Consider the following 25,767-nt stretch of genomic DNA (forward strand, 5'->3'; position numbering starts at 1 on the left):
CCCTCCCAATATCCAGAGTTTTGTGATTATCCAACGAAAACCGAATATCCAAAACATCGGCGGAATATCCAAGTTATCCAAGCCGATGCGGATTATCCATTGCTATGATTGATGCGTGACCACTCGCAGCGACAAGGCCATCTCCATCCCACGCAATCCTTTCCACCCCACATTCGGCCGATCCCCGGCCATCATCGGTGGGCGCGATGTCGAGCTGGACTCGTTTGAGCTGGCCCTGGCGGAAGGCCCCGGTAATCCCTGGCGAACCGCGCTAATTTCCGGTACCCGCGGAATCGGCAAGACGGTACTTCTCAACGAGTTTGAAACCGCAGCAAAGCAACTGGGATGGATTGTGCTGCGTGCTCACATCGGCTCTGAAATGATTTCTGAGCTCACCGATGTCACCATTCCGCGCGCTTTCAGTGCCATTGACAGTGCACCGACGGGCAAGGGCCGTCACCTCACCGGCCTGTCCATCGCCGGCATTGGCGGGTTTAAGACGGAAGTCAGCACTTCTCAGCCCGAGCCCGGCAGGAATCTGCTCAGCCAACTTCAGGATCTCTCGGCTCTCCTCATGCCACAGGGATCCGGCATCTTGCTCACTCTCGACGAGGTGCAAAGTGCAGAACCCGCACAGCTCAACGAAATTGCCCATGCAATCCAGGACCTAAATCGCGACGATGCGGAGATTGCCTTTGTCGCAGCCGGGCTGCCCAGCGGTATCGAAGACTTGCTCCAGCTAGAGGGCGCAACATTCTTACGCCGTGCCGAACGCGTGTCTCTGGGCCGATTGGACGTGGAGACCACCAAGGACATCATTCGCAGAACTGCAGAACTCGGCGAACGCGCGATGACCGAGGATGCCGTCGAGCTGGCCGCTGAACTCAGCCACGGCTACCCGTATCTCATACAGACCATTGGCTCAGTCGCTTGGGCGAAGGCCAGGTTGGCCCACTCGGACACCATTACCGCTCAGCATGTCTCGGATGCCGCAGCGGAATCCATCCGCCGCATCGGGCTGCAAGTTCATGCGCCCAGCCTGCGGAAAGTGTCACCTCGCCAGATTGATTTTCTCAAAGCGATGGCGCGCCTCTCCCCCAATGGAAAGCCCGTGGCCACGAGCGTCATCGCAGAGACCATGGGACGCAAACTCTCTGGCATCTCACAGCTTCGCCATGACCTGATTTACCGTGAGCTGATTGTGTCAGCGTCGACCGGATACGTGGAATTCACACTTCCCTACTTCGCCGACTACCTCAATACGCTGGTGGAATAAGGTCGCTATTCGTCGCGAGCCAAGTCACCGGCTGCCCGACGAAGAAGCTCCGTGGCATTGCGGCCTGCGCCGAGTTGCGCCTGTGCTTCTTCATTGGAGCTGGCAGCAAAGCCGCCCATCGGCGCCAGATTCAGGCTCTCAGCAATCTGTAGGCGCGAATAGCCCAGCTCATCCCAGAACAGCGCTGCTTGCTCAGCGAGTGCTCGAGCCGGTGTCGCCACCGGGACGCCCGTGTGCTCTTCTCGCTCCGTGACCGTCACTGGCACAATACCCAGCTCCAGGGACATATCGGCACCGACCACGGCAGCCGCAAAATCCAGTTGCTGCGTGGTGGTCAGTTCTTTGCGAGGTAGCCACACTCCGGCCGCACCGGAATCCGCCAAGGCCTGAACAGCCAGGCCATCGGGGCTCGACAGCGCGATGGTCACTTCGATGTCGTCGTCACGCAGCGGCCCCGTGACCTCGAGGAAGATCTCCGCGATCTCGCGGTGCCCCTGGGCGGGGAGATAGCCCGCGTTGCCCATCAGCATGGACGGAGCCTTGATCTTGCCCTGTACGACTGCGCCGAGTGCGGGTTCTGCCAGAAGTACCTCGATGTCGCTGTCGAAACGCCGACGGACATCGGCGATGTGGGAAGCCAATCCCGCGGCCAGCGACTGCGCGAAGTACTTCACGGCGCCGCGGTCAACGGCGATGAGATGGCCTGCGGCATTTTCCACCGAAGTCGCCATCGTCCATGGGCCGAGAGCGGTCAGGCGAATCTTCTGCGGGGTGCGTCCCCACGCTTCCTCGCACGCGTCGATGTCTCGGTGGAGATAATCAGTGGCCAAGGCACTCGCGCGACCACGACGGTCGGCGACTTTCCAGGAGCGCGCTCCCCTGTCCACGACGAGGTCAGCCATGAGGGCGGCCGTGCGACCGACGGCATCGGCGCCGAACCCACGGGCGGGCAACGTCGGTAGCGTGACGTGACCTTCCAGGCATTCGCCAATGACAATCTCTGCCGCCTCGTGTGGATTGCGGCCCGGCATCGGGCCAAGGCCGACAAAGGAGGTCACGACAAGTCCTCTTCACGGGCGGTCGAGACAATCGTGCCGGAGCCCAGCACGTAGTCGCCCGCAGTGTCAGTGTGGTACAAAACAGCGGCCTGACCAGGAGCGACACCACGAAGCGGATCGCTCAGGCGCAGCCGGAAGGCGCCACCGCGTCCGGTGACGTCATCGTCAGGTCCTGCCAGCACTTCAATGCGGCAGTCGATGGGGCGACCGTGCGCACGCACCTGCACCTGCAGCTTGCCGGCCTCCGAGGCAGCGAGTACCTCATCCGGGTTGGCCAGCCAGATGGCACGGTCAGCCTCGAGCACGTTGACATTCAAGTCCGCAGCCGTGCCGATTGTCACCGTGCCGGTCTCTGCGTCAATGCCGGTGACATAGCGCGGCTTGCCATCAGGCATCGGCCCCGCCAGGCCAATCCCCTTGCGCTGACCAATGGTGAAACCGTAGACACCGTCGTGCTCAGCGACAGTGTCGCCAGTTTCCTTATCCACAATGGTGCCCGGGCGACGGCCAATCTTCGCGCCCAGGAACGCCTTGGTATTGCCATCCGGGATGAAGCAGATGTCGTAAGAGTCCGGCTTGTTGGCAGTGCCTAGTCCCATCCCGCGGGCTTCTTCACGAATCTCTGGCTTCTCGGTGTTTCCTACCGGGAACATCGAGCGCTGCAGCTGCTCGCGATCCAGCACGCCCAGGACATAGGACTGGTCCTTCTTCGCATCGCGGCCGCGGCGCAACAGGCCGTCGTCGCCAAGCAAAGCGTAGTGCCCCGTGACCACAGCGTCGAAGCCGAGCGCGATGCCGCGCTCTAGTAGAGCGGCGAACTTGATGCGTTCATTGCAGCGCAGGCATGGGTTCGGCGTCTCGCCGCGCTCGTAGGAGTCGTAGAAGTCATCCATGACCTCTTCTTTGAAGCGCTCGGAGAAATCCCAGACGTAGAAAGGAATGCCCAGCTCATCGCAGACGCGGCGGGCATCGCCGGAGTCCTCTAGCGAACAGCAGCCGCGGGATCCGGCGCGAACGGACTGCGGATCTTTCGACAGCGCCAAGTGCACGCCGACGACCTCGTGACCTGCGGCCAATGCACGCGCCGCAGCCACGGACGAATCCACACCACCGCTCATTGCTGCAAGAACTCGCATTGCGTTGCAACCTTTCCCCTCTAGATTTTGTGCACGTGTCACCGTACCACCACGGGGCAAAAACTAAGCCATGCCAGCACGCCGCGCCCGCTCGACCGTTTCCGGCAGCGCCGAAATGACGGCGTCGACATCCGCCTGCGTCGAGGTGTACCCCAGCGTAAAACGAATCGACGACCGCGCTTCCGGCTCCGAAACGCCCATCGCCATCAGCACGTGCGAGGGACGATTAACGCCCGCGCTACATGCCGATCCCGTAGAACAGTCAATTCCCGCCGCATCGAACAGCATGATCAAACTATCGGCCTCCGCGCCCGGGAAGCTGGCGTAGACATGCCCCGGCAAAGCGAGCTCGCTGGTGTGGATAATCGCACCGTCGATGTGCATGATTGCCCTGATGAGCTGCTGCGTCAGACCGCGGATTCGCTCATCGTCCGCCGCCATCGTGTCCACCGCCGCGCGCAGTCCTGCCGCCATGCCCGCCGCCGACGCCACGTCCTGCGTGCCCGAACGCAGTCCGCGTTCCTGCCCGCCGCCGTTGTTATGCGGGGTAAGTTTCGCTTCACGACGAACAAGCAGCGCCCCAATCCCACGGGGACCGCCGAACTTGTGCGCGGAGATGGCCATTGTAGTGGCGCCACTTGCGTGGAAATCAATGGGCAGATGTCCGGCTGCCTGCACAGCATCGATATGGAAAGGCACGCGAGCATCCTTCGCCCGCTTGGCAATCTCCTCCACCGGCTGGATGGTGCCGGTCTCATTGTTCGCCCACATGCACGTCACCAGCGCGGTGTTCTGCCGACTCATCTCCGGGAACTGCACCATGTCAACGCGACCATCAGCACCTACAGGAGCCTCAACAATCTTGGCCCAGTGTTCCTTTTCCAGATGGTGGCATGTCTTCAACACTGCATCGTGCTCGATTGGTGGAACCACAATGTCCGAGCCAGAGGCCTTGAAGTACAGGCCTGAAATCGCTAGATTGTCGGCCTCAGTTCCACCGGAAGTAAAAACTACCTCGATGGGATCGGCACTGAGCAGCTCTGCAATTTCTTCTCGGGACTCTTCCAGAACCTTTTTCGCAATGCGTGCGGTGGCGTACTGCCCCGAGGGGTTGGCCAGACCTAGGTTCTCGACCATTGCCGTGCGCGCTTCTGGGCGCAATGGTGTAGTCGCGGCATGATCCACAAAGTAACGGGTCTTCGCAGCAGACTTCATTTCACTCTTCTCGTCCGGAGCGGCAACGATGTGGTCATTAAGCATGCAGGCAGTATAACGCTGCGTGCGCCTTATGCTCACTATCCGCCATAGTTAAACCTCACTGTCTGCACGAACAGATGAGTAGGACCAAAAAATGCTCGGGGCGGGAACAGACAGGAAATCTGTGCCCACCCCGAGCGGGTAGTTGCTAGCCGAGTTGACTCTCGGCCAGCAGCCTTACGCAACTAGCAGCCTTAAGGCAAGTGCGTATTACTTCAGGTTCTCGATAGCCTGCGGGACAACGTCGAACAGGTCACCGACGACACCGAAGTCAGCAATCTCGAACAGCGGAGCCTCTTCGTCCTTGTTGACCACAACGATGGTCTTGGAGGTCTGCATACCTGCCTTGTGCTGGATAGCACCGGAAATACCCAGAGCAACGTAGAGGTCCGGGGAAACGGTCTTACCGGTCTGGCCAACCTGGAACTGACCCGGGTAGTAGCCAGCGTCAACAGCAGCACGGGAAGCACCAACAGCTGCGCCGAGAACGTCTGCCAGCGGCTCAACAACGTTCTTGAAGCCATCCTCGGATGCGACACCGCGGCCACCGGAAACAACCAGCTTAGCCTCGGTCAGCTCCGGACGGTCGCCGCCCTCAGCCGGTGCGAAGGAAACGATCTCGACAGCGTTGTTGCCGATCTCTGGGAATGCAATCTCGGTAACGTCAGCGGAACCGGACTTCTCCTCCGGGTCAACGGAGCCCGGACGCAGAGCGTAGACCGGGGATGCGCCGTAGCCGACACCGTCGACGATGTACTCGCCACCGAAGATGGAGTACTTAACGGAAGCGTCATCGTTGATAGCAACAACGTCGGACAGCAGACCGGAACCGGTCAGCGCAGCGACGCGGCCAGCGATTTCCTTGCCGGTTGCGGAAGCGGAAACCAGCACCGGAACCTCACGCTCGGAGGCCAGGCCGACGAGAACGTCAACCTCAGGGGTGATCAGGTACTTGTCGGCATCGTCGGACTCAGCAGCGAGAATCTCGCCAGCGCCGTAGGAGGCCAGGGTGTCTGCGAAGCCAGCAGCGGTACCCGGGGTACCCACGACAACTGCGGCCGGGGTGCCGAATGCGGAAGCAGCGGTCAGCAGTTCAGCGGTGGTGTTCTTCAGCTCGCCATTTGCGTGCTCGACGAGAACGAGGACGTCGGTCATAGTGATCTTTCTCCTACTTGTATCTCTATTTGTCTTCTATTCGCGTCAAGCGCCTTAGATGAACTTCTGGGCCTTGAGGTACTCGGCCAGCTTGGCGCCGCCGTCTCCCTCATCGTTAATGCGCTCACCAGCGGTCTTAGCCGGCTTCGGAGTGGAGCCAGTGACACCGGTAGCAGCGTTTTCGAGACCAACCTGCTCTGCCTCAGCAGCAACATCGTCCAGAGTCAGCTCGGTGACCGGCTTCTTCTTAGCGGCCATGATGCCCTTGAAGGATGCGAAGCGCGGGCTATTAGCCTTCTCAGTGACGGAAACGACTGCCGGCAGGGATGCCTTGAGCTGGTAGATGCCGTCTTCGACCTCGCGCTCACCGGTGATGGAGTCACCGTCGATAGCGACGGAACGCAGGTGAGTCAGAACCGGAAGGTCGCGGTAGACACCGAGGATAGCCGGGACGGAAGCGGTGCCACCGTCGGTGGAGGCGTTACCGGTGACGATGAGGTCAACATCTTCGAGGGTGTCAATGACGTTGGACAGAGCCCATGCGGTCTGAACAGCGTCGGAACCTTCAAGTGCGTCGTCCGAAAGAATGACGGCGTCGTCTGCACCCATGGACAGAGCCTTGCGCAGTGCCTCGATGGCACGATCCGGGCCAACAGTTGCGACGGTAACGTTTCCGCCGTGCTCTTCCTTCAGCTGCAGGGCAGCCTCAACAGCGTTCTCATTAATTTCGTCGAGAACTGCGTCTGCAGACTCACGATCGAGGACAAACTTGTCATCGGTGAGCTTACGCTCGGACCAGGTGTCCGGAACCTGCTTGACCAGAACCACGATGTTCGGCATTTTTCTGTCGTCCTTACTGGTTGATTACTGGTGAACGTTTATCTGACCTTACTTCGCAAGCCGCCTCACAATAAAGTGAACCAGGCCACGCTCTAGGTCGTCTGTGTTGAAGATAACAGAACCTATCGCCAATGCGAAGGTGATCCAGATAACAATGTCGTTATTTTTTTAAATTTTTTTCTACACCACGAGCACAGCCCGCCCGCCAACATGCTATTTCCGCATGTCAGACGTTAATAGTACGCAATCAACTGCAGCTATCTCCGCAGTATTCGCCGACAGCAAACACCGATCCCCAACGGGCTACCCCCACCAGTTTTCCGTCGTAAAGCGGTCCTTAACCGATCTCCCGGGGCTGACAGATAAACGCCGTCGCGCTCCGTCCGATGCGCGTGACAACCACCGCCAATGCCCTGGAGCCCTTAAGTTTCCACTGCTTGCGCAACGCGTCGGGGTTGGCGTCTACCCCGCGCACGAGAATCTCCACCGATCCGCAATCCAACGCTGCCAGTGCCTTGCGAACCTGCTTCAACCCCACTTGCTCAATAACTTCGAACCCGGCAATCCCCTGCGGCAAAACATCGCCACTGACGTGCGCAATCCGCTCATCGAGCTGCCAGAGCCCATGCGCCGCCGCAAAATGCCGCACCAGCCCGGCGCGCACAATCGCCCCATCCGGATCAATGATGTACCGGCCGGCAGCGCGCACATCGACGTCGTCAGGCATGGTGTCGTCGTAGGTCTGCACGTCCACCGCCGACAACTCTAACGGCCTGTGCTTATCGACGGTCTGGATAACCATCGCCGATCGCGTTACGGATTGCCCATCGGTAACTCCGGCCAGCCCCGGCGTATATAGACACGCCTCCTTGACCGCACCGTCCACCGAAGTGACAGCCACTTCCCCGCTCCACTCGCTGAAGTCGAGGCCCGGCGCACATTTGATAGCTAGTTCTTTGTCGGGCCAGGCGGCTATGAGCGCCGGCAGCGACGGGAGCAAATCCTCCGGGTTGGTGATCCTACGCCCACCGGAACGGCGTGCAGGGTCAGCGACAATGACAGGTGCGTCAAAGGCCGGTTGCAAAGCATCGGCCTGCGCGAAGATGTTCTTGCCGACGTTATGCCGCGCCATGGCCAGCCGTGCAAGGTCGAGATCAGACCCGACAACGGTCAGACCCTCGTGGTCAATCGCTGCCACTTCAGTACCAATGGAGCAGGTCACATCGGCCACTGCTTCGATACCGAGAAGCGCAAGCCTACGAGCGCGAGCCAGCGCGACGACAAAGGGCGTGGCCTGTTGCGCTGCTTCGGAAGAGAAGATCCAGTCCCCTGGCAGTTTGCTGACCGCAGAACGCCGAGCTGCCGCGACTTCAATGACCGCGCGACCAAACTCGCCACAGTGTTGGCGTAGATGCGCGGAGTCTGCAATCAGAGACTTTTTAGTGAGCGCGAGCTGGTCGGCCTCATCTAGCCACTCCGGGTGAGCAGCAACAGCGGCCACCTCTGCAGCGGACAGGGACACTCGTTATCTCCTTCCAACTAGGGATCAGCCGGTTAACGGGGGTTGAGTAGTCGGCTAACGGTTCATACCTTTGCGCAAATGCCCCATGTGGGTGGCAACGGCAAAGTACTCATCCATAAAAGGTTCCCCGAGGAAGTCACTACTGGTGCGTCGCACCGGAGTGTTTCTGGCCGCCTCGAGAGCCTCCGCCACAGTACTGACACCGTCCAAGCGAGTCAGTTGCGCCCAGGTCGGAGGCATGAGGCCAAGTAGCCCACGGCGCCATCCATCCAAAATCGTAGTCGGTCGGAACCAACCTGAAGATGATGCCTCAGAGGTGTCACCGTCGGCTCTTTGACCGTCGGGAAGCGCGGCGAGGAAGAAATAGGTGTCGTAACGAATGGGGTTGGATTCGGGTGTCACCCAGTTAGCCCAAGGACTGACGAGTTCGGCATCGAGCGCCAGATTTTCATTGCTAAGAAAACCCGTCAATGACAACTCGTGGGCTTCCAACTGTCGTCGCTGACGGTGGAAGCGGTGGGCATCTGCGACAATCTCACCGCCAGCATCGCGAACCAACAGAGTGCCTGTTTCCTCAAAGGTCTCACGCACGGCCGCGCAGGTGAGCGCGTGCGCCCGCACGCGGTCGACGTTAAAAGCCTGCGCGATCCGCGACTCGGGGTCGGCTTCCGACGGCTCGGTCACGGCCATGCCCTCATTCGCGACAGCGGGGAAATCACGCCGGTCTACTCCACCGCCGGGGAACACGGTCATGTTGGCCGCAAAACGCATTGAGGATACGCGTTCTTGAACGTAGACCTCGAGCCCGCAGTGGGTGTCGCGGAGCAGCAACACAGTCGCAGCCAGTTTCGGCGACGCGGGTGTATTCGGGGTTTCAGGTGTCGGAACCGCCATGAGCGTCTACTTCTTCCGGTGCTTTCCAGCAGGCCGTGCCCGGCGCGCAAAGTAGCGATCATCGATGCGATCGACGACGATTTCCTGGTGGAAAGCCTTGGTCAGGTTCTCACTGGTCAGGACGTCGTCAATAAGCCCCTGTGCGATGACATTGCCTTCGTCGAGGAGCATCGCATGGGTGAAGCCGTACGGAATTTCTTCCGGGTGGTGCGTAATCATCACCATCGCCGGCGCATCCGGGTCGAGTGCGAGTTCGCCTAAGTAACCGACGAGGTCCTCGCGACCGCCGAGGTCGAGTCCGGCTCCCGGCTCGTCGAGAAGCAGCAATTCGGGGTTGACCATCATGGCTCGTGCGATGAGTACGCGCTTGCGCTCTCCCTCACTGAGAGTGCCCCAGGTGCGGTCTGCAAGATGCTCAGCACCCATGCGCTCGAGAATCTCGGAGAGCTGTTCGAAATCCATCTCTTCATAGGTCTCACGCCAGCGCCCCAGGACGGAGTAACTGGCGGAAATAACAAGGTCCGCGACCTTTTCGTCATTGGGAATGCGGTGAGCAATCGACGATGATGTCAAACCAATCATGGTGCGCAGATCACGCATGTCGGTGCGCCCAATCTGCTCGCCCATCACATGGGCCACCCCTGAAGACGGGAACTCCTCCGCTGCAGCAATGCGCATCAAAGAAGTTTTGCCTGCACCGTTCGGCCCCATGATGACCCAGCGTTCGTCAAGTTCTACTTGCCAATCGACCGGCCCGACCAGCGTACGGCCACCACGGATGAGGTTTACGTCGCGAAAGTCGAGTAGTAAATCTTCGTTAAAGTCTTCTTCCAATTCAGCCACACATCCATGGTGCCCTAACTTTGCCCAAATGTGCGCTTGGACATTCTCATCTATCCTCGGTAGAGAGCAAATCGAGTTCACTCGAGATGGTTTTGCTTCGATTTTCACCTAGCTCGCCGACAATTAGGAGAACGTCTTTTATGACTGGTCGAATCGGTATTGATGACATCCGTCCTCAAATCAACGGTGGTGCAACTCCATCGAAGGCCGTAGTGGGTGAAGTCGTCCCAACCTTTGCCGTCATTTGGCGAGAAGGCCATGACGCGATGAACGCCACGCTCAACGTCAAGGGGCCGAAGGAATCAGCTTTTGCTTCCCGCTCACAGCGCATTCCAATGCACTTTTCTGACCATGATCCAAATCAGGTCAATGCCACCTTCGTCCCAGACGTTCCGGGGCTGTGGACCATTCGCATTGATGCCTGGTCCGACCCGATGGCAACGTGGCGCAACGCTATCACCAAGAAGTTCGAGGCCGGTCAGAGCGAAGCTGAACTCGCTAATGATCTAGAAATTGGCGCCGCTCTCTTCGACCGCGCCGCCGCTGGTGCCGCTGCTATCCACCGCAACCACCTACGCTCCATCGCCGCAGGTCTGCGCGGCGACGGCGATCTTCGCGCCCGCATTGCAGCCGCGCTTTCCGACGAGACCCGCGCCATTTTGCAGGCGCACCCGGTGCGCGACCTTTTGACCCGCGGAAAGACCCGCAAGATCAAGGTTGACCGCCGCGAAGCCCTGTACTCCTCTTGGTATGAGTTCTTCCCCCGTTCCAACGGTGGTTACGGCGAAAATGGCGAGCTGCTGCACGGCACATTCAAGACTGCGGTTGCACAGCTTGATCGCGCTCAGCGCATGGGCTTCGACACGGTCTATCTGCCCCCGATTCACCCAATCGGTGAAATCAATCGCAAGGGTCGCAACAACACCCTGACCCCGGAACCGGGCGATGTCGGATCTCCGTGGGCTATCGGCTCCGCAGAAGGTGGCCACGACGCCATCCACCCGAGCCTCGGTGACGAAAAGGACTTCAAGGAATTCATCAAGGCTGCTAAGGAGCGCGACCTCGAGGTCGCTATCGACCTAGCGCTCCAGTGTGCACCGGACCACCCCTGGGCTAAGGCTCACCCGGAGTGGTTCACCGTGCTGCCGGACGGCACCATTGCCTACGCCGAGAATCCGCCGAAGAAGTACCAGGACATCTACCCGCTGAATTTCGACAACGATGCCAAGGGCCTGTACGCAGAGGTTCTGCGTGTAGTGAAGTTTTGGGTCAAGCGTGGAGTCAAGGTCTTCCGCGTGGATAACCCCCACACCAAGCCGGGCAACTTCTGGGAATGGCTGATTGAAACCGTTCACGAAACCAACCCGGAGGTCATCTTCCTCGCCGAGGCCTTCACCGCCCCGGCCCGCCTCTACGGCCTGGCCAAGGCTGGCTTCACTCAGTCCTACATCTACTTCCCGTGGAAGACTACGAAGGAAGAGCTGACCGAATTCGGCGAGGAGATTACCCGCCATGCGGACATCGCTCGCCCATCCCTATGGGTCAATACCCCCGATATTCTGCATGACTTCCTGGTCAAGGGCGGCCGTGGCGCCTTCGCCATCCGCGCCGCGCTGGCTTCAACCCTGTCTCCGCTGTGGGGCATGTACTCCGGCTTCGAGCTGTTTGAAAACGTTCCGGTCAAGGAGGGCTCCGAGGAGTACCTCGACAGCGAGAAGTACCAGCTCCGCAGCCGCGATTACGACCAGGCACTGGCCACCGGCAACTCGCTGGAGCCGTTCATTGCCACGCTGAACAAGATTCGTCGGGAGCACCCTGCTCTGCAGCAGCTGCGCAACTTGCACTTCCACGACATCGACAATGACAACCTGCTGGCTTACTCGAAGCTCGATCCGGTCACCGGCGATGCCATCCTCGTTGTTCTCAACCTCGATCCGTGGAATGCCCAGGAAGCTACCGTGCACCTCGACATGGATCGCATTGGGCTCCGCAACCACGACCGCATGGATGTCACTGACCTGATTACCGGCAACCAGTTCAACTGGGGCAAGGACAACTACGTCCGCCTGGCACCGTGGGAAAACGTCGCGCACATCATCAAGCTGCCGGAAATCGATGTCAAGCTCCGCCACAAGTTGGCTTGGCGCGACGTCCCCGACTACGAGGGCTAGAACGCTTGCTGGGAACTTTCGGGGTTAGTGGGCCGCTGACCTGACCACTGTCGCAACGATTCGTCGTTAGGCTGGCGGGTGAGTTAGCAGCCCACTGTCCCCTACCTCCCTCTATTTCTTTAGAACTGAACTCAACAACTTCACATTCACCTACCTAGAAACGCTTCGGAAGGACCTTCCATGGGAGCCCACACAGATCCCCGCCTCGCAATTGATTCCGGCGATATGGATCGCCTGCGCTACTGCACCCATCACGATCCGCACAGCATCTACGGCGCACACGTCGTGGACGGTGACACGGTTATTCGCACGAGGGTCTTCGGCGCTCAGGCAGTTACTGTCGTCAGCACGCGCGGCGAGTTTGAAGCGGAGAACCTGGGCGACGGTTTCTTCACCGCCCTCGTCCCAGGCGGCGATGACTTCGACTACCGCCTGCGCATTACGTGGGACTCCGGCGAAACCGTAGAGCGTGCCGACGGCTACCGTTTCCTCCCCACTATTGGCGCTGGTGACCTGCACCTAATCGGCGAAGGACGTCATGAGGAACTGTGGAAGGTTCTCGGTGCTCACCTTCGCAGTTACGACACAGAGCTGGGTACGGTCGAAGGCACCTCGTTTACGGTCTGGGCTCCGAACGCACGTGGCGTAGCCGTGGTCGGTGACTTCTGTATGTGGAACGGCGCGCAGTACCCAATGCGCTCTATGGGTGGTGCAGGTATCTGGGAGCTGTTCATCCCGGGTGTGGGTGAGGGCGAAGTCTACAAGTTCGCCATCACGACACCGGAGGGACAGCGCCGCGATAAGGCCGACCCGATGGCGCGTGCTGCTGAGCTCCCACCGGCTACCGGGTCGATTGTCGCGACCTCCGACTACACCTGGGGTGACCAAGCGTGGATGGAAAAGCGCGCCAACACAGACTGGACCGAAGAGCCCATCTCTATCTACGAGGTCCACTTGGGTTCCTGGAAGCAGGGCCTGAGCTACGAAGTTATGGCGGAGAAGCTGGTGCGCTACGTGGTCGACATGGGCTACACCCACGTGGAGTTCATGCCAGTATGTGAGCACCCGTTCACCGGTTCCTGGGGTTATCAGGTTTCCGGCTACTACGCTCCGACCAGTCGCTTCGGCACCCCAGACCAGTTTCGCGGTCTAGTTGATGCCTTCCACGCCGCTGGCATCGGTGTCATCATGGACTGGGTTCCGGGGCACTTCCCGAAGGACGAGTTCGCACTTGCCCGCTTCGATGGCACGGCTTGCTACGAGCACCCGGACTGGCGTCGCGGCGAGCAGCGCGACTGGGGCACCTACGTTTTCGACTTCGGCCGCAACGAGGTACGCAACTTCCTCTACGCCAACGCACTGTACTGGGCAGAAGAGTTCCACATCGACGGTCTGCGCGTCGACGCAGTGGCTTCCATGCTGTACCTGGACTACTCCCGCAATGAAGGCGAGTGGCTGCCGAACCAGTACGGTGGCCGTGAAAACCTCGATGCTGTTCAGTTCCTGCAGGAATTCAACGCCACTGTACACAAGCACAACCCGGGCTTCCTCACCGTGGCCGAAGAATCCACTTCTTGGCCGGGAGTGACCGCACCTACCGAACACGGTGGCTTGGGCTTCTCTATGAAGTGGAACATGGGCTGGATGAATGACACGCTGGAGTACTTCAGCAAGGAGCCGATTTACCGCTCCTACCACCACCATGAGCTCACTTTCGCTATGGTCTACGCCTACTCGGAAGAGTTCATTCTGCCGATTAGCCACGACGAGGTCGTGCACGGCAAGGGCTCGCTGTGGGAGCGCATGCCGGGCGGCGATTGGGATAAGGCCGCAGGCCTACGTACTTTCCTGACCTTCATGTGGGCGCACCCGGGCAAGCAGCTTCTATTCCAGGGTCAGGATCTTGGCCAGAACCACGAGTGGAACCACGATGAGTCCGTGGCTTGGGACAACCTCGAAGGTTGGAGCGGCGAATTCCACCGCGGCATTCAGCTGCTGGTTAAGGACATCAACGCCATCTACAAGGAAAACCCGGCGTTCTACACCCAGGATGACCGCCCAGAGGGCTTCCAGTGGATTAACGCGGATGATTCCTCAAACAATGTTGTGTCCTTTGTCCGTTACGGCACCGATGGATCGGTCGTCGCCTGCGTCTATAACCTGTCGGGAACCACGCAGGAAATCTACAAGATTGGCGTACCGCGCGGTGGTCAATGGACGGAGATTCTGAACACAAACGCATCGCGTTACGAGGGCTCCGGCTACGGTGAAAACGGTACTGTGACCGCGGTCGAGCACGGTTGGAACGGCCAGGCTCACTCGATTGATTTGGTGCTGCCGGCCAACACCGCCGTTTGGCTGAAGTGGCAGGGCTAGTCCCGAATCCAGCCAAACAGAAGGCAATCACATAGGAATTGCCCGTGTTGCACGGTTTTCAGTGGCCTGACTTTCGGCCTGAAAATCTGATACACGGGCAATTTTGTTTTGGGGAGCGTATCCAGGTCCTATCCTCGGAACGGATTGAACCAGTCAGGTTCCAAAGATTCGTTGTAATTCGCAGAATCTGAATCATCGGTGTACGTGGATCCATCCATGCTGTCGGTTCCGATACGATCCGGAATGCCGTCGCCATCCTCATCCGCGCTCCACGTCGCAGCCTGCTTAGCAGTCAGTGGCTTGCCATCCTTACCAAGGCGATTGTAATCCGGCAGAAGCGGGGCTATTTGGGAACCCAGCTGGCCGAGCAGGCCGTCGGTAAGCTCATTGAGCGGCACCTCATCAAAGCGCGTCGTAATGGCGTAAGCGATGGGTCCGGCTGCGGTGTACAAAATACCGTGGTCATTAACGCCCTCGGCAGTGTCACCGGTCTTCTGGACCGCGGAGCCGACGTACATCACAAACTTCTGCGAACCACCGTAAGTGAGGTAGGTCAATGCAGTTTGTGCCGTGTCCTTGGTAATGAAGTTGTGCTTTGAGGTGCCATCGGCCACTTCCTGGAGACGTGCCATGAACAGCGCAGCTTGAGAGGGAGTAAACCAGGACCGATCACCGCTGGGATTGGGGATGTTGAACTTGTTGCCCAGGTGGTAGCGCTTGTCATCAACACCGGCTTCCTTGATGGTTTTGTTGACCTCGTCGAAACCACCGACAGCGTCAATCAACCCATTCGCCGCGGTGTTGTCCGAATACCGCATCACGTACTGCAACAGCCCGTCGAGCGTGTATTGGCCAGGGCCAATCACGCTTCCGCCAACACCATTGTCCCAATCGACCGTCACCGTCTTGTCTAGGTCATCGCCGAATTTCTTCAGCGCAGTAACCACTAACGGAGCCTTGATGGTCGATGCGGAGTACTCCTTCGTATCCTCGCCTACCGACGCCGTGAGCCCTTTGTATGGACCGTCAATGACACGCAAATAGACACCTAAATCAATGCCATAGTTGTCGGAGAAACTCTTAGCCGCAGTATCGAGGACGTCCTGTGCAGCAGACCAGGTGACTTCCTCGGAAGCATCCCAACCGTTATCTGGAGCATTAGGTTTTGTGGTAGCAGTGGTGGCCTTGGACCCGGTGGTGCTTGGGACATCGATGGTGCACCCCGCCAACAGAGTCGAGGCCGAAAGCGCAACAATGACCGAGGCGGAAGTAGCGCGAAGGGCTTTGGGGCGAAGTCGCATGCAAAACTCCTGGCTGCAGAAAACTGAAGACCAAAGGCACCTAGCGCAGTATGAACTGTCTGAGGTGAACAGGTGAATGAGATGCAGTGGTAACTGCTGTAAACCACTGAGAACTGTTGGAAGATTACCACCTTCCGAAAAATCTCGTTGCACTGGGGCGCAGCTTTTGTGCAACAATGGATTAAATATAGACATGATTAAAAGAATCAATGTCCAACGGTGCACCCAGGCAGTTGAGCTGCACATTTGATGCTTAATGCTTCAACGATGCCTCGTTCGAGACCGCTGCTAGAAATAGCGCACGGCACCGAAAATCGGAGGAAGTGAATCGCAATGAAGGAAAAGGTACATCGCTTGATGGACCGCATGCAGATTCGCCATGCCCATATGCGCAACACCTGGTATGGGCCGGTACTCTCCCCGGTTCTTCTCGTCGCAGGCTTCGTATTGCTCATTGTTGGCATTATCATTTTGCCAACTCCTGCTCCCGGATGGCTCTGCATCTTTGTTGCACTGGGAATTCTCTCGTTGGTGCATCCGCCGACACGTCGCCTGAACATCTGGTTGGCAGCAAAATTGGACGCCTTTTACGCCTGGTATGCGGAGCGTCATGTGGCAATGAAAGCAACACTTTTCCTGTTGCTAATGGCGTTTATGGCCGCTGTAATGGGCAGCGTCTACTACTTCATGGCTCCGGATGACTGGCCATACACCGACGCTTCAAGCTAGGAGCCTGAGCGCTTTCCAGGCTCCTAGTACAGTGCCCCTAGTCCAGTACTCCTAGTACAGTGCGCTAGCCATCCTCCGGCGTGCATCCAATGCCACTGGATCTGCGGTATCGAATAGCACAAGCAGCTCTAGCAGACGCGACTTGATGGCCTCACGGTCATCGCCAAACACCTGCGGGAGCAACTTCAACAAACGATCGAGCGCCTTCGCTGGATCGTCGACAAGCATCGTGACATCCGCGGCATCGAGGGCGAGCGCGACGTCCTTCGGCGCAGCGTCGGCCTTTGCAATTGGATCTGCGCTGCGATCGATTTTGGCAGCGCGGGCGAAGAAGGACACATTCGCGTGAGCGCGCTTCAGCCCCTGATTTGCGGGCTCGGACTGCAGCATAGCGTCATACAGCTCCAACGCTCCGTCGAAATTGCCCTCCTCGAGCAACTCTTCGGCCTGCTCCAAACGCGGGTCATCGGTGGGTACGGGGTTGCCGAAGAAGTCAGTCGGCTCCGGAGCCTCCGGCCCGCTACCCTCCCCAGCCATGCGAGTTCCCGCCGGCAGCCCCTTGAGACGCCCCCGAGTGGCCTCCATAACCTGCGCCAGCCACTGCTCCAGCCAATCCCTGGTTTTCTCACCCACAAACATGCCAATGGGACTGCCCATAGCCACAGCCGTGACTGTCGGCACTGCCTGCACACCGAATGCCTGGGCCAGCTGTGGATGCTCCTCAGCATCTGCCCACGCCAGGATCCAGTTCAAATTGGCCTCACGAGCCATGCCTTCTAGCTCAGCCCGAAGACGCAGCGAATCAGCTGCTCCAGCCATGCCGATCAAGACAATTACCGGTACCTGCTCCGAGCGCAGAACGACTTCTGCCTCAAGAGTCTGCGGGGCAATCTCAACTACAGGAGGAAGCCCATTTCCCTGATCACTGGTTGCCCGCTCGATCTCCTCTCGGCGCTTACGTTCGGCTTCGGCGCGCTGGTGGAGCTGCTCCAAATCAACCGTGCCGGGCGGTGGTGGCGGAGTCGAGCACTCGCGGTGACCGTGTGCTCCATGCGAGTGACCATGAGAATGGCCATGTGCGTGACCATGTCCAGCTGGCATCGTAAAAGGGTTCCTCTCCAGTGTCGTCGTAAAGCCTATGTAAAGACCTATGTAGAGCCTACGTGCCCAATCCGAACAAGAGACTAGTCGGTGGCTTTCAGCGCATCCTCGACCGCATCCACTTTCGCACGCAGCTGCCCGGTATATCCGTTGCGAATGTCCGCTTTGATGACCAGAGAAGTACGCGGACTGACACGGCTGACTGCTTCCGTAGCTCGCTTAATGACATCCATCACCTCATCCCATTCGCCTTCAACTAGGGTGAACATGGCATTGGTCTCGTTGGGCAGGCCGGATTCGCGCACAACACGCACGGCTTCAGCAACCGCCTCCGCCATTCCCTGCTCAGGATTGGAGAAAGTGGGGGCAACAGAAAATGCGACAATCATGGCGCCGATAATAGCGAGTACCCTGGAAACTATGAGTGAGACACAGATTCCCGTTCCCCATAAGTACGTAGTCGCTGTCGATCACGTCGGCGTCGCAGTCCCGGATTTTGATGCCGCTATCGAGTGGTACCGCGCAAACCTTGGTTTCATCAACTACCACGATGAAGTCAATGAAGAGCAGGGCGTCCACGAGGCCATGGTCGGCCCGGCCGACAAGGTTGAAGGTGGCACTCTGGTTCAGATTCTCGCGCCACTGAATGACCAGTCCACGATTGCAAAGTACCTGGACAAGAAGGGGCCAGGAATCCAGCAGTACGCAGTTCGCGTCACTGATCTGGAGGCGCTGATGGCGCACCTGAAGGAGCAGGGCACCCGGGTGCTGTACCCGGAGCCGAAGATCGGTACCGCAGGTTCGCGCATCAACTTCATCCACCCGAAGGATGCCGGCGGCGTCCTGCTGGAGCTCGTTGAGCCGGCTAAGTAAATCTATCCCCAGCGGCGCGTGATAGTGCGGTGAGCTCTATTGCGCCAGCAGTTAGTGTGCCAATGGCGCCGGTCATCGGCGCCTGCACCATAATCCTGCGGCCAAGCTACGATGTGCGAGGTCCCGGGCATGATTTCCTGGTCGCACCCTGGACAGCGATAAACCTTGTTCGACTGTCCAGCGCTGATGTTACGCACCGCAAAGTCCACGTCCTGCCAACCGGCAGGCCCAGATTCAGTGCGGGTGTTTTGGAAAGAACTGCCAAATGTGGGCAGGCTGCCGCGATTCTGGCCGTGGTTATTACGCCCGCCGCGTTGGTTGCCTCGTTGATTACCGCGCCGCTTGTGGTTTCGCCTAGGCATGGCTAGAACAACCGCAATTCATTGGACTCCAGGCCACGCAGGGCGTCGTAATCCACGGTCACACAGCGAATCCCACGATCCTCTGCCAGAGTCTTGGCCTGTGGCTTAATCTCCTGGGCAGCAAAAATCCCTTCCACCGGTGCCAGCAGCTCATCGCGGTTCAGCATCTCCAAGTAACGGGTTAGCTGCTCAACGCCATCGATACCGCCCCGACGCTTAACCTCGACTGCAACGGTGGCGCCGTTTTCATCGCGGCCAAGCAGGTCCACCGGTCCGATCGGGGTTGGGTATTCGCGCCTAATCAGGGTGTAGCCCTCGCCAAACGTTGTGAACTGATCTGCAAGCAGTTCCTGTAGATGCGCTTCTACCCCGTCCTTCTCCAGGCCAGGGTCCTCTCCCAGTTCGTACGTGCTATCAGCCAGCACCTTGCCGATAGTTATACGAAGCTGCTCGCCCTTCTTATTCTCGACGACCCAGAGCTTTTCACCAGTGTCTTCACCCGACTCGTCGAGAATATCCTTCTCCGTCAGCGTGCACGGCGGTGTCATCCAGTTTAGAGGCTTATATGCACGGTCGTCGGCATGCACAGAAACAGACCCATCGGCTTTCACCAACAGCAAGCGCGGGGCATGAGGCAGATGGGCATTCAAGCGACCGACATAGTCAACGGTGCATTCAGCAATCACAAGGCGCATTCCCCTACCCTAACGTGACTGCCGCGCGGGAGAAAACAATACCCACTAGAGCCTTAGCAATAGCCTGTCGTCCGAGGCTAATACTGACTTCCTCGGCCACGGTTATAAGCCGAACGGAAACGGCGCTCAATGTCTGTAGGAAACTCACGAGTCTGGCGTGACGACGGCTTCGACTCCACCCACGCCACCAGCGCAGTGTCCGAGGACGAGTCCACAGCAAACTCCCATTCGGTATTTTTCCCCGTTTTAATCCTGACTACCCGAAGCCCGGGCGCGAAAAAACCCGCCTCGATGTCAGTCGGATCTCGGCGATCCACAATAGTGACATCGTGACGGGCAAATTCGGCATCACAGCCAGGACGCAGCGAACGTAGCTTGTACATCTTCAACGTCGACTCGGAATAAACAATGACACCATGGCGCCAATGACTGCCATCACCTGCAGGAAGGCGACGAGCAATAACAGGAGTACCTTTTGCATGCAGGCTGGCGAAACGCCACAGGGCAAGGACCCCGCCGACGATCAACATCGCACCGATAATCATGAACATGATTGACATCATGGTTACGCTTGAAAACACTATCTGCCAGCCTCGCATCCGGGTGAATAGACGACGAACCTTGGTTCAAAAGCGCATTAGAGGCTTTTTACAAACCCTACCCGATTGTTGCACTGACATGAAAAATAACTAAGAAAAACGGGGCGGGAAGCTGGCAAGATTTCTCTTGCGAGCTCCCCGCCCCGTTTAAAGAAGCAGGAAGAATACGGTCGTGCGACCGGATGTTCAGGCGAACAGACTAGTTGGTGGAAGCGCGACGAGCCGCGCGGACCTCCGACTCAGCCTGAGCCTTTACTGCAGGGTCATCCGAAGTCAGGTTGGACTCGGCCTCGGAGAGGTTAACCTCGTCAGCCCAGACTGCCTTATCCGCGAGGATCGAAACCTTCGAGGTAGACACGGAAATGAACCCACCCTGTACCGAAGCGACAAGAACCTTGCCGTCTGCGGTCTTGATGGTCACCGTGCCGTTGTTGACCAGCTGGCCAAGCAACGGCTGGTGTCCGGGCAGCACGCCGATCTCACCCTCGGTGGTCTGGGCAGAGACCAAAGTGGCCTTGCCCTTCCAGAGCGGTCGCTCAACGGCAACCAGTTCAGCGGTGATTTCAGCCATGAGGATGCCCCTTACTTCTTCTGCATTTCAGCGTACTTCTTCTCGACATCGTCGAGGCCACCCAGGCCGTCGAAGGCCATCTCCGGGTAGTTGTCGAAGTCGCCCTTGCAGATGCGGTCGAAGGCAACGATGGTGTCCTTCAGCGGGACGTACGAACCAGGCAGACCCGTGAACTTCTCAGCAACGAAGAAGTTCTGACCCAAGAATCGCTGGATACGACGTGCACGCTGCACGGTCACCTTGTCCTCCTCAGACAGCTCGTCCATACCGAGGATGGCGATGATGTCCTGGAGTTCCTTGTTCTTCTGCAGGATGTTAATAACCTGCTGAGCAACTCGGTAGTGCTCCTCACCGACGATCGACGGCTCGAGGATACGAGAAGTCGAAGTCAGCGGGTTCACTGCCGGGTAAATACCCTTCGATGCAATCGAGCGGTCGAGCTCGGTGGTTGCATCGAGGTGGGCGAAGGTCGTTGCCGGAGCCGGGTCGGTGTAGTCATCGGCAGGCACGTAGACGGCCTGCAGAGAGGTAATCGAACGGCCCTTGGTGGACGTAATGCGCTCCTGCAGAACACCCATCTCGTCAGCCAGGGTCGGCTGGTAACCCACGGCGGAAGGCATACGACCCAGCAGGGTCGAAACCTCAGAACCGGCCTGGGTGAAACGGAAGATGTTGTCAATGAAGAGCAGCACGTCCTGGTGCTGAACATCGCGGAAGTACTCCGCCATGGTCAGACCCGACAGCGCGACACGCATACGGACTCCCGGCGGCTCGTCCATCTGGCCGAAGACGAGGGCGGTGTCCTGGAGAACGCCCATCTCTTCCATTTCCAGGAAGAGGTCGGTGCCCTCACGGGTACGCTCACCAACACCGGCGAAGACCGAAGTACCGGAGAACTCGCGTGCAATACGAGTAATCATCTCCTGGATCAGAACGGTCTTACCGACACCGGCACCACCGAACAGACCAATCTTGCCGCCCTTAACGTACGGGGTCAGCAGGTCGATGACCTTAATACCGGTTTCCAGAATCTCGGTCTTGCCCTCGAGCTGATCGAAGGCCGGCGGCTCACGGTGGATGCCCCACTGCTCGCCATCGCGACCCAGGCCCGGCTCGTCCAGGCAGTCGCCCATTGCGTTAAAGACGTGACCCTTGACGACGTCACCAACCGGAACCGAAATCGGCTTACCGGTGTCCTTGACCTCTGCACCGCGGACCAGGCCGTCGGTCGGGGCCATAGCAATGGTACGAACCATGTTGTCGCCGAGGTGCTGTGCAGTCTCGAGGACAATGGTCTTGGCGACCGAAGGAAGGGTAACTTCCACGGTCAGCGCGTTGTAAAGTGCCGGCAGTTCGTTACGCGGGAACTCCACGTCGACGACGGCACCGATGACACGCACAACACGGCCCACAGCCGTGGTGGTGTTCTGCTCACTTAGAGCTGTGCTCATATCTAGTCACTTTCTCCGCTGTCGTCGAGCGCACCGGCGCCACCGACGATTTCTGTGATTTCCTGGGTAATCTGTGCCTGACGTGCCTGGTTAGCAACACGCGAGAGGTCCTTGACCAGCTCGGTAGCGTTGTCCGTCGCGGACTTCATAGCGTTACGACGGGCAGCGGACTCAGAGGCAGCGGCCTCGAGCATCACTGCGAACAGGGTACGGGACACGTACTGCGGCAGAAGCTCTGCCAACAGGGTGTCTGCATCAGGCTCGAATTCGTAGTCCGGCTTGAGGTCATCTGATCCATCGGACAGCATGTCCTCGCCCTGAGCAATCTCGACATCCTCGTACACAGGCTCAATCGGGAGCATCTGGTGTGCACGCGGAATCTGAGAAAGCATGGACACGAATTCCGTGTAGACAACGTGGACCTGGTCGAAGCCCTGAACGGCCTCGCCGTTGGTGCCACGCAGGCCTTCGCGGTACTTGGCAGTGCCCTCGGCCGTAGCGTTGAAACCATCAATGAGGTGACGACGCACGTCGTGGGTTGCGGCGTAGTCCGGATCCTGGGAGAAGCCCTCCCACGTACCGGCGAGCTCGACACCACGGAAGTCGTAGTAGTCGGTGCCCTTACGGCCAGTCACGTAGAGAACGACCTCATGCCCCTGCTCTTCCAGAGCGGTACGCAGCTCTGCAGCCTTCTTCAGGACGTTGTGGTTGTAGCCGCCACACATGCCGCGGTCACTGGTGACAACCAGGACTGCAACACGCTGGTTACCCTCACGCTTTACGAGCATCGGGTGATCCAACGACGAAGCCGATGCGAGACGTCCGATGACCTTCTCGATTTCGTCGGCGTACGGCTGGGAGTCTGCTACGCGACGCTGCGCCTTGGTAATGCGCGAGGTTGCGATAAGCTCCTGGGCCTTGGTGATCTTCTTGGTCGAGTTCACCGACTTGATTCGGGCTCGAAGTTCACGAAGATTCGCCATGTCCTATTCCCTCCCTTCAATTGCGAAAACGGTCATTGAGTAGCTCAACCTGCCTAGTTCTGGGCAGTCTTGCGGGAGACCGTAATCTGCTGCTTCTTGAGCTCGCCCTCGTCGAGTGCCTCGACCGGAGCCTCGGAAGCCAGCGGTGCGCCCTCAGAAGTCTGGAAGGACTTCTTGAAGTTAGCGGTAGCGGACTTCAGAGCAGCCTTGGACTCGTCAGAGAAGGCGACGCCGCCGTCAATCTGCTCGAAGACTGCAGGCTGAGTGTCCTGCAGGTGCTCAAGCAGCTCGGCCTCGAAGCGACGGACGTCCTCAACCGGGACATCGTCGAATTCGCCCTCACCAGCGAGGTAGATGGAGGTCATCTGGTACTCGACCGGCTGCGGGTGGTTTTCCTTCTGCTTCAGCAGCTCAACCAGACGCTGACCGCGCTCCAGCTGACGCTTGGAGGCATCGTCCAGGTCGGATGCGAACATTGCGAATGCTTCCAGGTCGCGGTAGGACGCGAGGTCCAGACGCAGGTTACCGGAAACCTTCTTCATGCCCTTGGTCTGTGCGGCACCACCAACACGGGAAACCGACACACCGACGTTAATAGCCGGGCGGACACCCTGGTTGAACAGGTCGGACTCGAGGAAGACCTGGCCATCGGTAATGGAAATGACGTTGGTCGGAATGAAGGCCGACACGTCGTTTGCCTTGGTCTCGATGATCGGCAGTGCGGTCAGCGAGCCTGCACCCATGTCGTCGGAGAGCTTCGCAGCACGCTCCAGCAGACGGGAGTGGAGGTAGAAGACGTCACCCGGGTAAGCTTCGCGTCCCGGCGGGCGACGCAGCAGCAGCGAGATGGCACGGTATGCCTCTGCCTGCTTAGTCAGATCATCGTAAATGACCAGGACGTGCTTGCCCTGGTACATCCAGTGCTGACCCAGTGCGGCGCCTGCGAATGGTGCAAGCCACTTGAAGCCTGCGGCATCCGACGCCGGGGCAGCAACGATGGTGGTGTACTCGAGTGCGCCCTGCTCCTCGAGGGTCTGGCGCACACCAGCAATGGTGGAGCCCTTCTGACCGATAGCAACGTAGATGCATCGCACCTGCTTGCTCGGGTCACCGGACTCCCAGTTAGCCTTCTGGTTCAAAATGGTGTCCAGGCAGACCGCGGTCTTACCGGTCTTACGGTCACCAATGATCAGCTGACGCTGACCACGACCAATTGGGGTCATTGCGTCGATGGCCTTAATACCAGTAGCCATCGGCTCTTCAACCGGCTGACGCTGCAGCACGGTCGGTGCCTGCAGCTCGAGGACGCGGTCCTCTTCAGCCTCAATGTCGCCCAGGCCGTCAATCGGCTGGCCCAGGGGGTTAATTACGCGACCGAGGAACTTGTCCCCGACCGGAATCGAAAGGACGTCACCCGTCCGCTTTACCTCGTCACCCTCTTTAAGCGACTCGAAGTTACCCAGCACCACAACGCCGACCTTGTCGGTGTCAAGGTTCTGAGCGACGCCAATAACGCCGCCCGGGAACTCCAGAAGCTCATTCGTCATGACCGACGGCATTCCCGAAACCTGGGCGATACCATCAGCTGCACTGATAACAACGCCAACCTCCTCACGGGAGGCCTCCGGGGAGTAGCTCGAGGTGTAGTTCGCAATCGCGCTACGGATCTCGTCGGAGGAGATCGTCAGCTCCGCCATGTTCTTCCTGCTCTCGGTAATATTCTTCCAGTGATTAATCGTCTAAACCATCCGTCAGCCGAGGCCGACGCGCAGCTTCTCAAGCTTTGTTGAAAGGCTACCGTCGATGACCTCGTCGCCAACCCGGATGACCAGTCCACCGAGAATCGACTTGTCGATCACGGTGTGGATGGACATCGCCTTGCCGTAGACTCGGCCGAGCTTGTCCGCCAGTGCTCGCTCTTGCTCGTCAGAGACGGCCGTGGCACTGGTCACGCGAGCGACGACGTGGTTCCGCAGGCCGGCGGCTAGCCGGGACAGGGAGTCAATGTCGTCCGCGGGGCGCTTGGATGGGCGGCCAACAGCCTGCAGTGCCAGGGTTTCGGTCACGGAAGTGACCTTGCCGTACAGCACAGAGGCGAGGAGCCCACGCTTGGCTTCGGGGGTTGCGGCCTTGTCGGCCAGCAGCTGTTCAAGCTGCGACTGCTCAGCCAGGATGTGTCCCAGTTGGAACAGCTCAGACTCAACAGTCTCAAGCTGTCCCTGGCCTTCGGCAGAGCGAAGGAGGGCTCGACGGCCCAGCTCTACCAAACCCTCACGCATTTCACGCGGGGTGGACCATACCTGCGCGGCAGCATCCACGACGAGGTTAAGAGTCGTCTCAGATACCTTGCCCGCGAACAGGCTCCGGACAAGGCCGGAACGCTGTTCCGCAGTCGCCGAGGTGTCGGCGACAGCGACACGCAGGCCGCGGTCGGAGTCCAGGACCTCGACGATGTCGAAAAGCTCGGAACCAGTCTGAGCAGCCTGAGCAACAGCGACATTGTCGCCACCGATAGCGGCGTCCAGTCGCTGGCTAAGGGCTGCCAGGGATTCGCGGCTTGCTGCGTGCATGTCG

The 25,767-nt window shown here is 59.0% G+C and carries 23 protein-coding genes; 5 read left to right on the forward strand and 18 right to left on the reverse strand.

Annotation, left to right across the window (positions count from 1 at the left end; all coding sequences use genetic code 11):
• The first annotated feature begins 115 nt into the window (after window positions 1-115).
• Window positions 116-1,276, forward strand: coding sequence for an ATP-binding protein (locus HMPREF3053_RS04710; protein ID WP_070767359.1), 1,161 nt, complete (start codon window positions 116-118; stop codon window positions 1,274-1,276).
• Window positions 1,277-1,281: 5 nt separating this feature from the next.
• On the opposite strand, the gene HMPREF3053_RS04715 is transcribed toward HMPREF3053_RS04710, so the two are convergent.
• From HMPREF3053_RS04715 to HMPREF3053_RS04750, 8 genes are all read right to left on the reverse strand, one after another.
• Complete coding sequence (locus HMPREF3053_RS04715; RefSeq protein WP_070549671.1) at window positions 1,282-2,334, reverse strand: uroporphyrinogen decarboxylase/cobalamine-independent methonine synthase family protein; 1,053 nt, start codon at window positions 2,332-2,334, stop codon at window positions 1,282-1,284.
• Window positions 2,331-3,470, reverse strand: coding sequence for a tRNA 2-thiouridine(34) synthase MnmA (mnmA, locus tag HMPREF3053_RS04720; RefSeq protein WP_049190095.1), 1,140 nt, complete (start codon window positions 3,468-3,470; stop codon window positions 2,331-2,333). The genes HMPREF3053_RS04715 and mnmA overlap by 4 nt, the downstream gene beginning before the upstream one ends.
• A 63-nt stretch (window positions 3,471-3,533) precedes the next feature.
• On the reverse strand, window positions 3,534-4,685 hold the full coding sequence (locus HMPREF3053_RS04725; RefSeq protein ID WP_049194138.1) for a cysteine desulfurase family protein: 1,152 nt from the start codon (window positions 4,683-4,685) through the stop codon (window positions 3,534-3,536).
• A 252-nt stretch (window positions 4,686-4,937) separates the two neighbouring features.
• The gene (locus HMPREF3053_RS04730) at window positions 4,938-5,882 is read right to left on the reverse strand and encodes an electron transfer flavoprotein subunit alpha/FixB family protein (RefSeq protein WP_016422471.1); all 945 of its coding nucleotides are present in this window, start codon (window positions 5,880-5,882) and stop codon (window positions 4,938-4,940) included.
• Window positions 5,883-5,936: 54 nt separating this feature from the next.
• Window positions 5,937-6,722, reverse strand: a complete 786-nt coding sequence (locus HMPREF3053_RS04735) for an electron transfer flavoprotein subunit beta/FixA family protein (protein WP_049194091.1) — start codon at window positions 6,720-6,722, stop codon at window positions 5,937-5,939.
• 337 nt (window positions 6,723-7,059) lie between these two features.
• Window positions 7,060-8,244 carry a THUMP-like domain-containing protein gene (locus HMPREF3053_RS04740; protein ID WP_070767360.1) on the reverse strand — a complete coding sequence of 395 codons (1,185 nt, stop codon included), beginning with the start codon at window positions 8,242-8,244 and terminating at the stop codon, window positions 7,060-7,062.
• 54 nt (window positions 8,245-8,298) lie between these two features.
• Window positions 8,299-9,138 carry an NUDIX hydrolase gene (locus HMPREF3053_RS04745; protein WP_070767361.1) on the reverse strand — a complete coding sequence of 280 codons (840 nt, stop codon included), beginning with the start codon at window positions 9,136-9,138 and terminating at the stop codon, window positions 8,299-8,301.
• A gap of 6 nt (window positions 9,139-9,144) precedes the next feature.
• The gene (locus tag HMPREF3053_RS04750) at window positions 9,145-9,981 is read right to left on the reverse strand and encodes an ABC transporter ATP-binding protein (RefSeq protein ID WP_048735276.1); all 837 of its coding nucleotides are present in this window, start codon (window positions 9,979-9,981) and stop codon (window positions 9,145-9,147) included.
• Between the two features lie 140 nt (window positions 9,982-10,121).
• Between HMPREF3053_RS04750 and HMPREF3053_RS04755 the strand changes: the two genes are divergently transcribed.
• Both HMPREF3053_RS04755 and glgB read left to right on the forward strand, forming a co-directional pair.
• Entirely contained in the window at window positions 10,122-12,152 is a 2,031-nt protein-coding gene (locus HMPREF3053_RS04755; RefSeq protein WP_049172064.1) for an alpha-1,4-glucan--maltose-1-phosphate maltosyltransferase, read from the forward strand.
• Window positions 12,153-12,332: 180 nt separating this feature from the next.
• Window positions 12,333-14,528: a 1,4-alpha-glucan branching protein GlgB gene (glgB, locus tag HMPREF3053_RS04760; protein WP_070767362.1), complete on the forward strand. Its 2,196-nt coding sequence runs from the start codon at window positions 12,333-12,335 to the stop codon at window positions 14,526-14,528.
• A 128-nt stretch (window positions 14,529-14,656) separates the two neighbouring features.
• Here the strand turns inward: glgB and HMPREF3053_RS04765 are convergent, their stop codons facing one another.
• Complete coding sequence (locus HMPREF3053_RS04765) at window positions 14,657-15,829, reverse strand: serine hydrolase (protein WP_070767363.1); 1,173 nt, start codon at window positions 15,827-15,829, stop codon at window positions 14,657-14,659.
• A gap of 333 nt (window positions 15,830-16,162) precedes the next feature.
• On the opposite strand from HMPREF3053_RS04765, the gene HMPREF3053_RS04770 reads away from it, so the two are divergent.
• Window positions 16,163-16,558: a TIGR02611 family protein gene (locus HMPREF3053_RS04770; protein WP_016422463.1), complete on the forward strand. Its 396-nt coding sequence runs from the start codon at window positions 16,163-16,165 to the stop codon at window positions 16,556-16,558.
• A gap of 51 nt (window positions 16,559-16,609) precedes the next feature.
• Here HMPREF3053_RS04770 and HMPREF3053_RS04775 read toward each other — a convergent pair whose 3' ends face one another.
• Entirely contained in the window at window positions 16,610-17,659 is a 1,050-nt protein-coding gene (locus tag HMPREF3053_RS04775) for a co-chaperone YbbN (protein WP_070546753.1), read from the reverse strand.
• Between the two features lie 83 nt (window positions 17,660-17,742).
• Complete coding sequence (locus tag HMPREF3053_RS04780; RefSeq protein WP_070767364.1) at window positions 17,743-18,048, reverse strand: thiamine-binding protein; 306 nt, start codon at window positions 18,046-18,048, stop codon at window positions 17,743-17,745.
• Between the two features lie 31 nt (window positions 18,049-18,079).
• Here HMPREF3053_RS04780 and mce point away from each other — a divergent pair, with 31 nt between their 5' ends.
• Window positions 18,080-18,532, forward strand: coding sequence for a methylmalonyl-CoA epimerase (gene mce, locus HMPREF3053_RS04785; RefSeq protein ID WP_005509354.1), 453 nt, complete (start codon window positions 18,080-18,082; stop codon window positions 18,530-18,532).
• A gap of 364 nt (window positions 18,533-18,896) precedes the next feature.
• Here mce and nucS read toward each other — a convergent pair whose 3' ends face one another.
• From nucS to HMPREF3053_RS04820, 7 genes are all read right to left on the reverse strand, one after another.
• Entirely contained in the window at window positions 18,897-19,589 is a 693-nt protein-coding gene (nucS, locus tag HMPREF3053_RS04790) for an endonuclease NucS (protein ID WP_005509457.1), read from the reverse strand.
• A 77-nt stretch (window positions 19,590-19,666) separates the two neighbouring features.
• Window positions 19,667-20,170, reverse strand: coding sequence for a DUF2550 domain-containing protein (locus HMPREF3053_RS04795; protein WP_016422460.1), 504 nt, complete (start codon window positions 20,168-20,170; stop codon window positions 19,667-19,669).
• A gap of 217 nt (window positions 20,171-20,387) precedes the next feature.
• Window positions 20,388-20,759, reverse strand: coding sequence for a F0F1 ATP synthase subunit epsilon (locus HMPREF3053_RS04800; RefSeq protein WP_049172054.1), 372 nt, complete (start codon window positions 20,757-20,759; stop codon window positions 20,388-20,390).
• Between the two features lie 11 nt (window positions 20,760-20,770).
• Window positions 20,771-22,210: a F0F1 ATP synthase subunit beta gene (atpD, locus tag HMPREF3053_RS04805; protein ID WP_005509621.1), complete on the reverse strand. Its 1,440-nt coding sequence runs from the start codon at window positions 22,208-22,210 to the stop codon at window positions 20,771-20,773.
• 2 nt (window positions 22,211-22,212) lie between these two features.
• Entirely contained in the window at window positions 22,213-23,193 is a 981-nt protein-coding gene (locus HMPREF3053_RS04810; protein WP_005509705.1) for a F0F1 ATP synthase subunit gamma, read from the reverse strand.
• Window positions 23,194-23,246: 53 nt separating this feature from the next.
• Window positions 23,247-24,890 carry a F0F1 ATP synthase subunit alpha gene (gene atpA, locus HMPREF3053_RS04815; RefSeq protein WP_005509387.1) on the reverse strand — a complete coding sequence of 548 codons (1,644 nt, stop codon included), beginning with the start codon at window positions 24,888-24,890 and terminating at the stop codon, window positions 23,247-23,249.
• 54 nt (window positions 24,891-24,944) lie between these two features.
• Window positions 24,945-25,763 (reverse strand): F0F1 ATP synthase subunit delta, encoded by an 819-nt coding sequence (locus tag HMPREF3053_RS04820; protein WP_048735245.1) that lies wholly within the window; start codon window positions 25,761-25,763, stop codon window positions 24,945-24,947.
• Window positions 25,764-25,767 lie beyond the last annotated feature (4 nt).

Origin of the sequence: Corynebacterium sp. HMSC064E07 (assembly GCF_001815745.1) — a bacterium.
Classification (GTDB): domain Bacteria; phylum Actinomycetota; class Actinomycetes; order Mycobacteriales; family Mycobacteriaceae; genus Corynebacterium; species Corynebacterium jeikeium_D.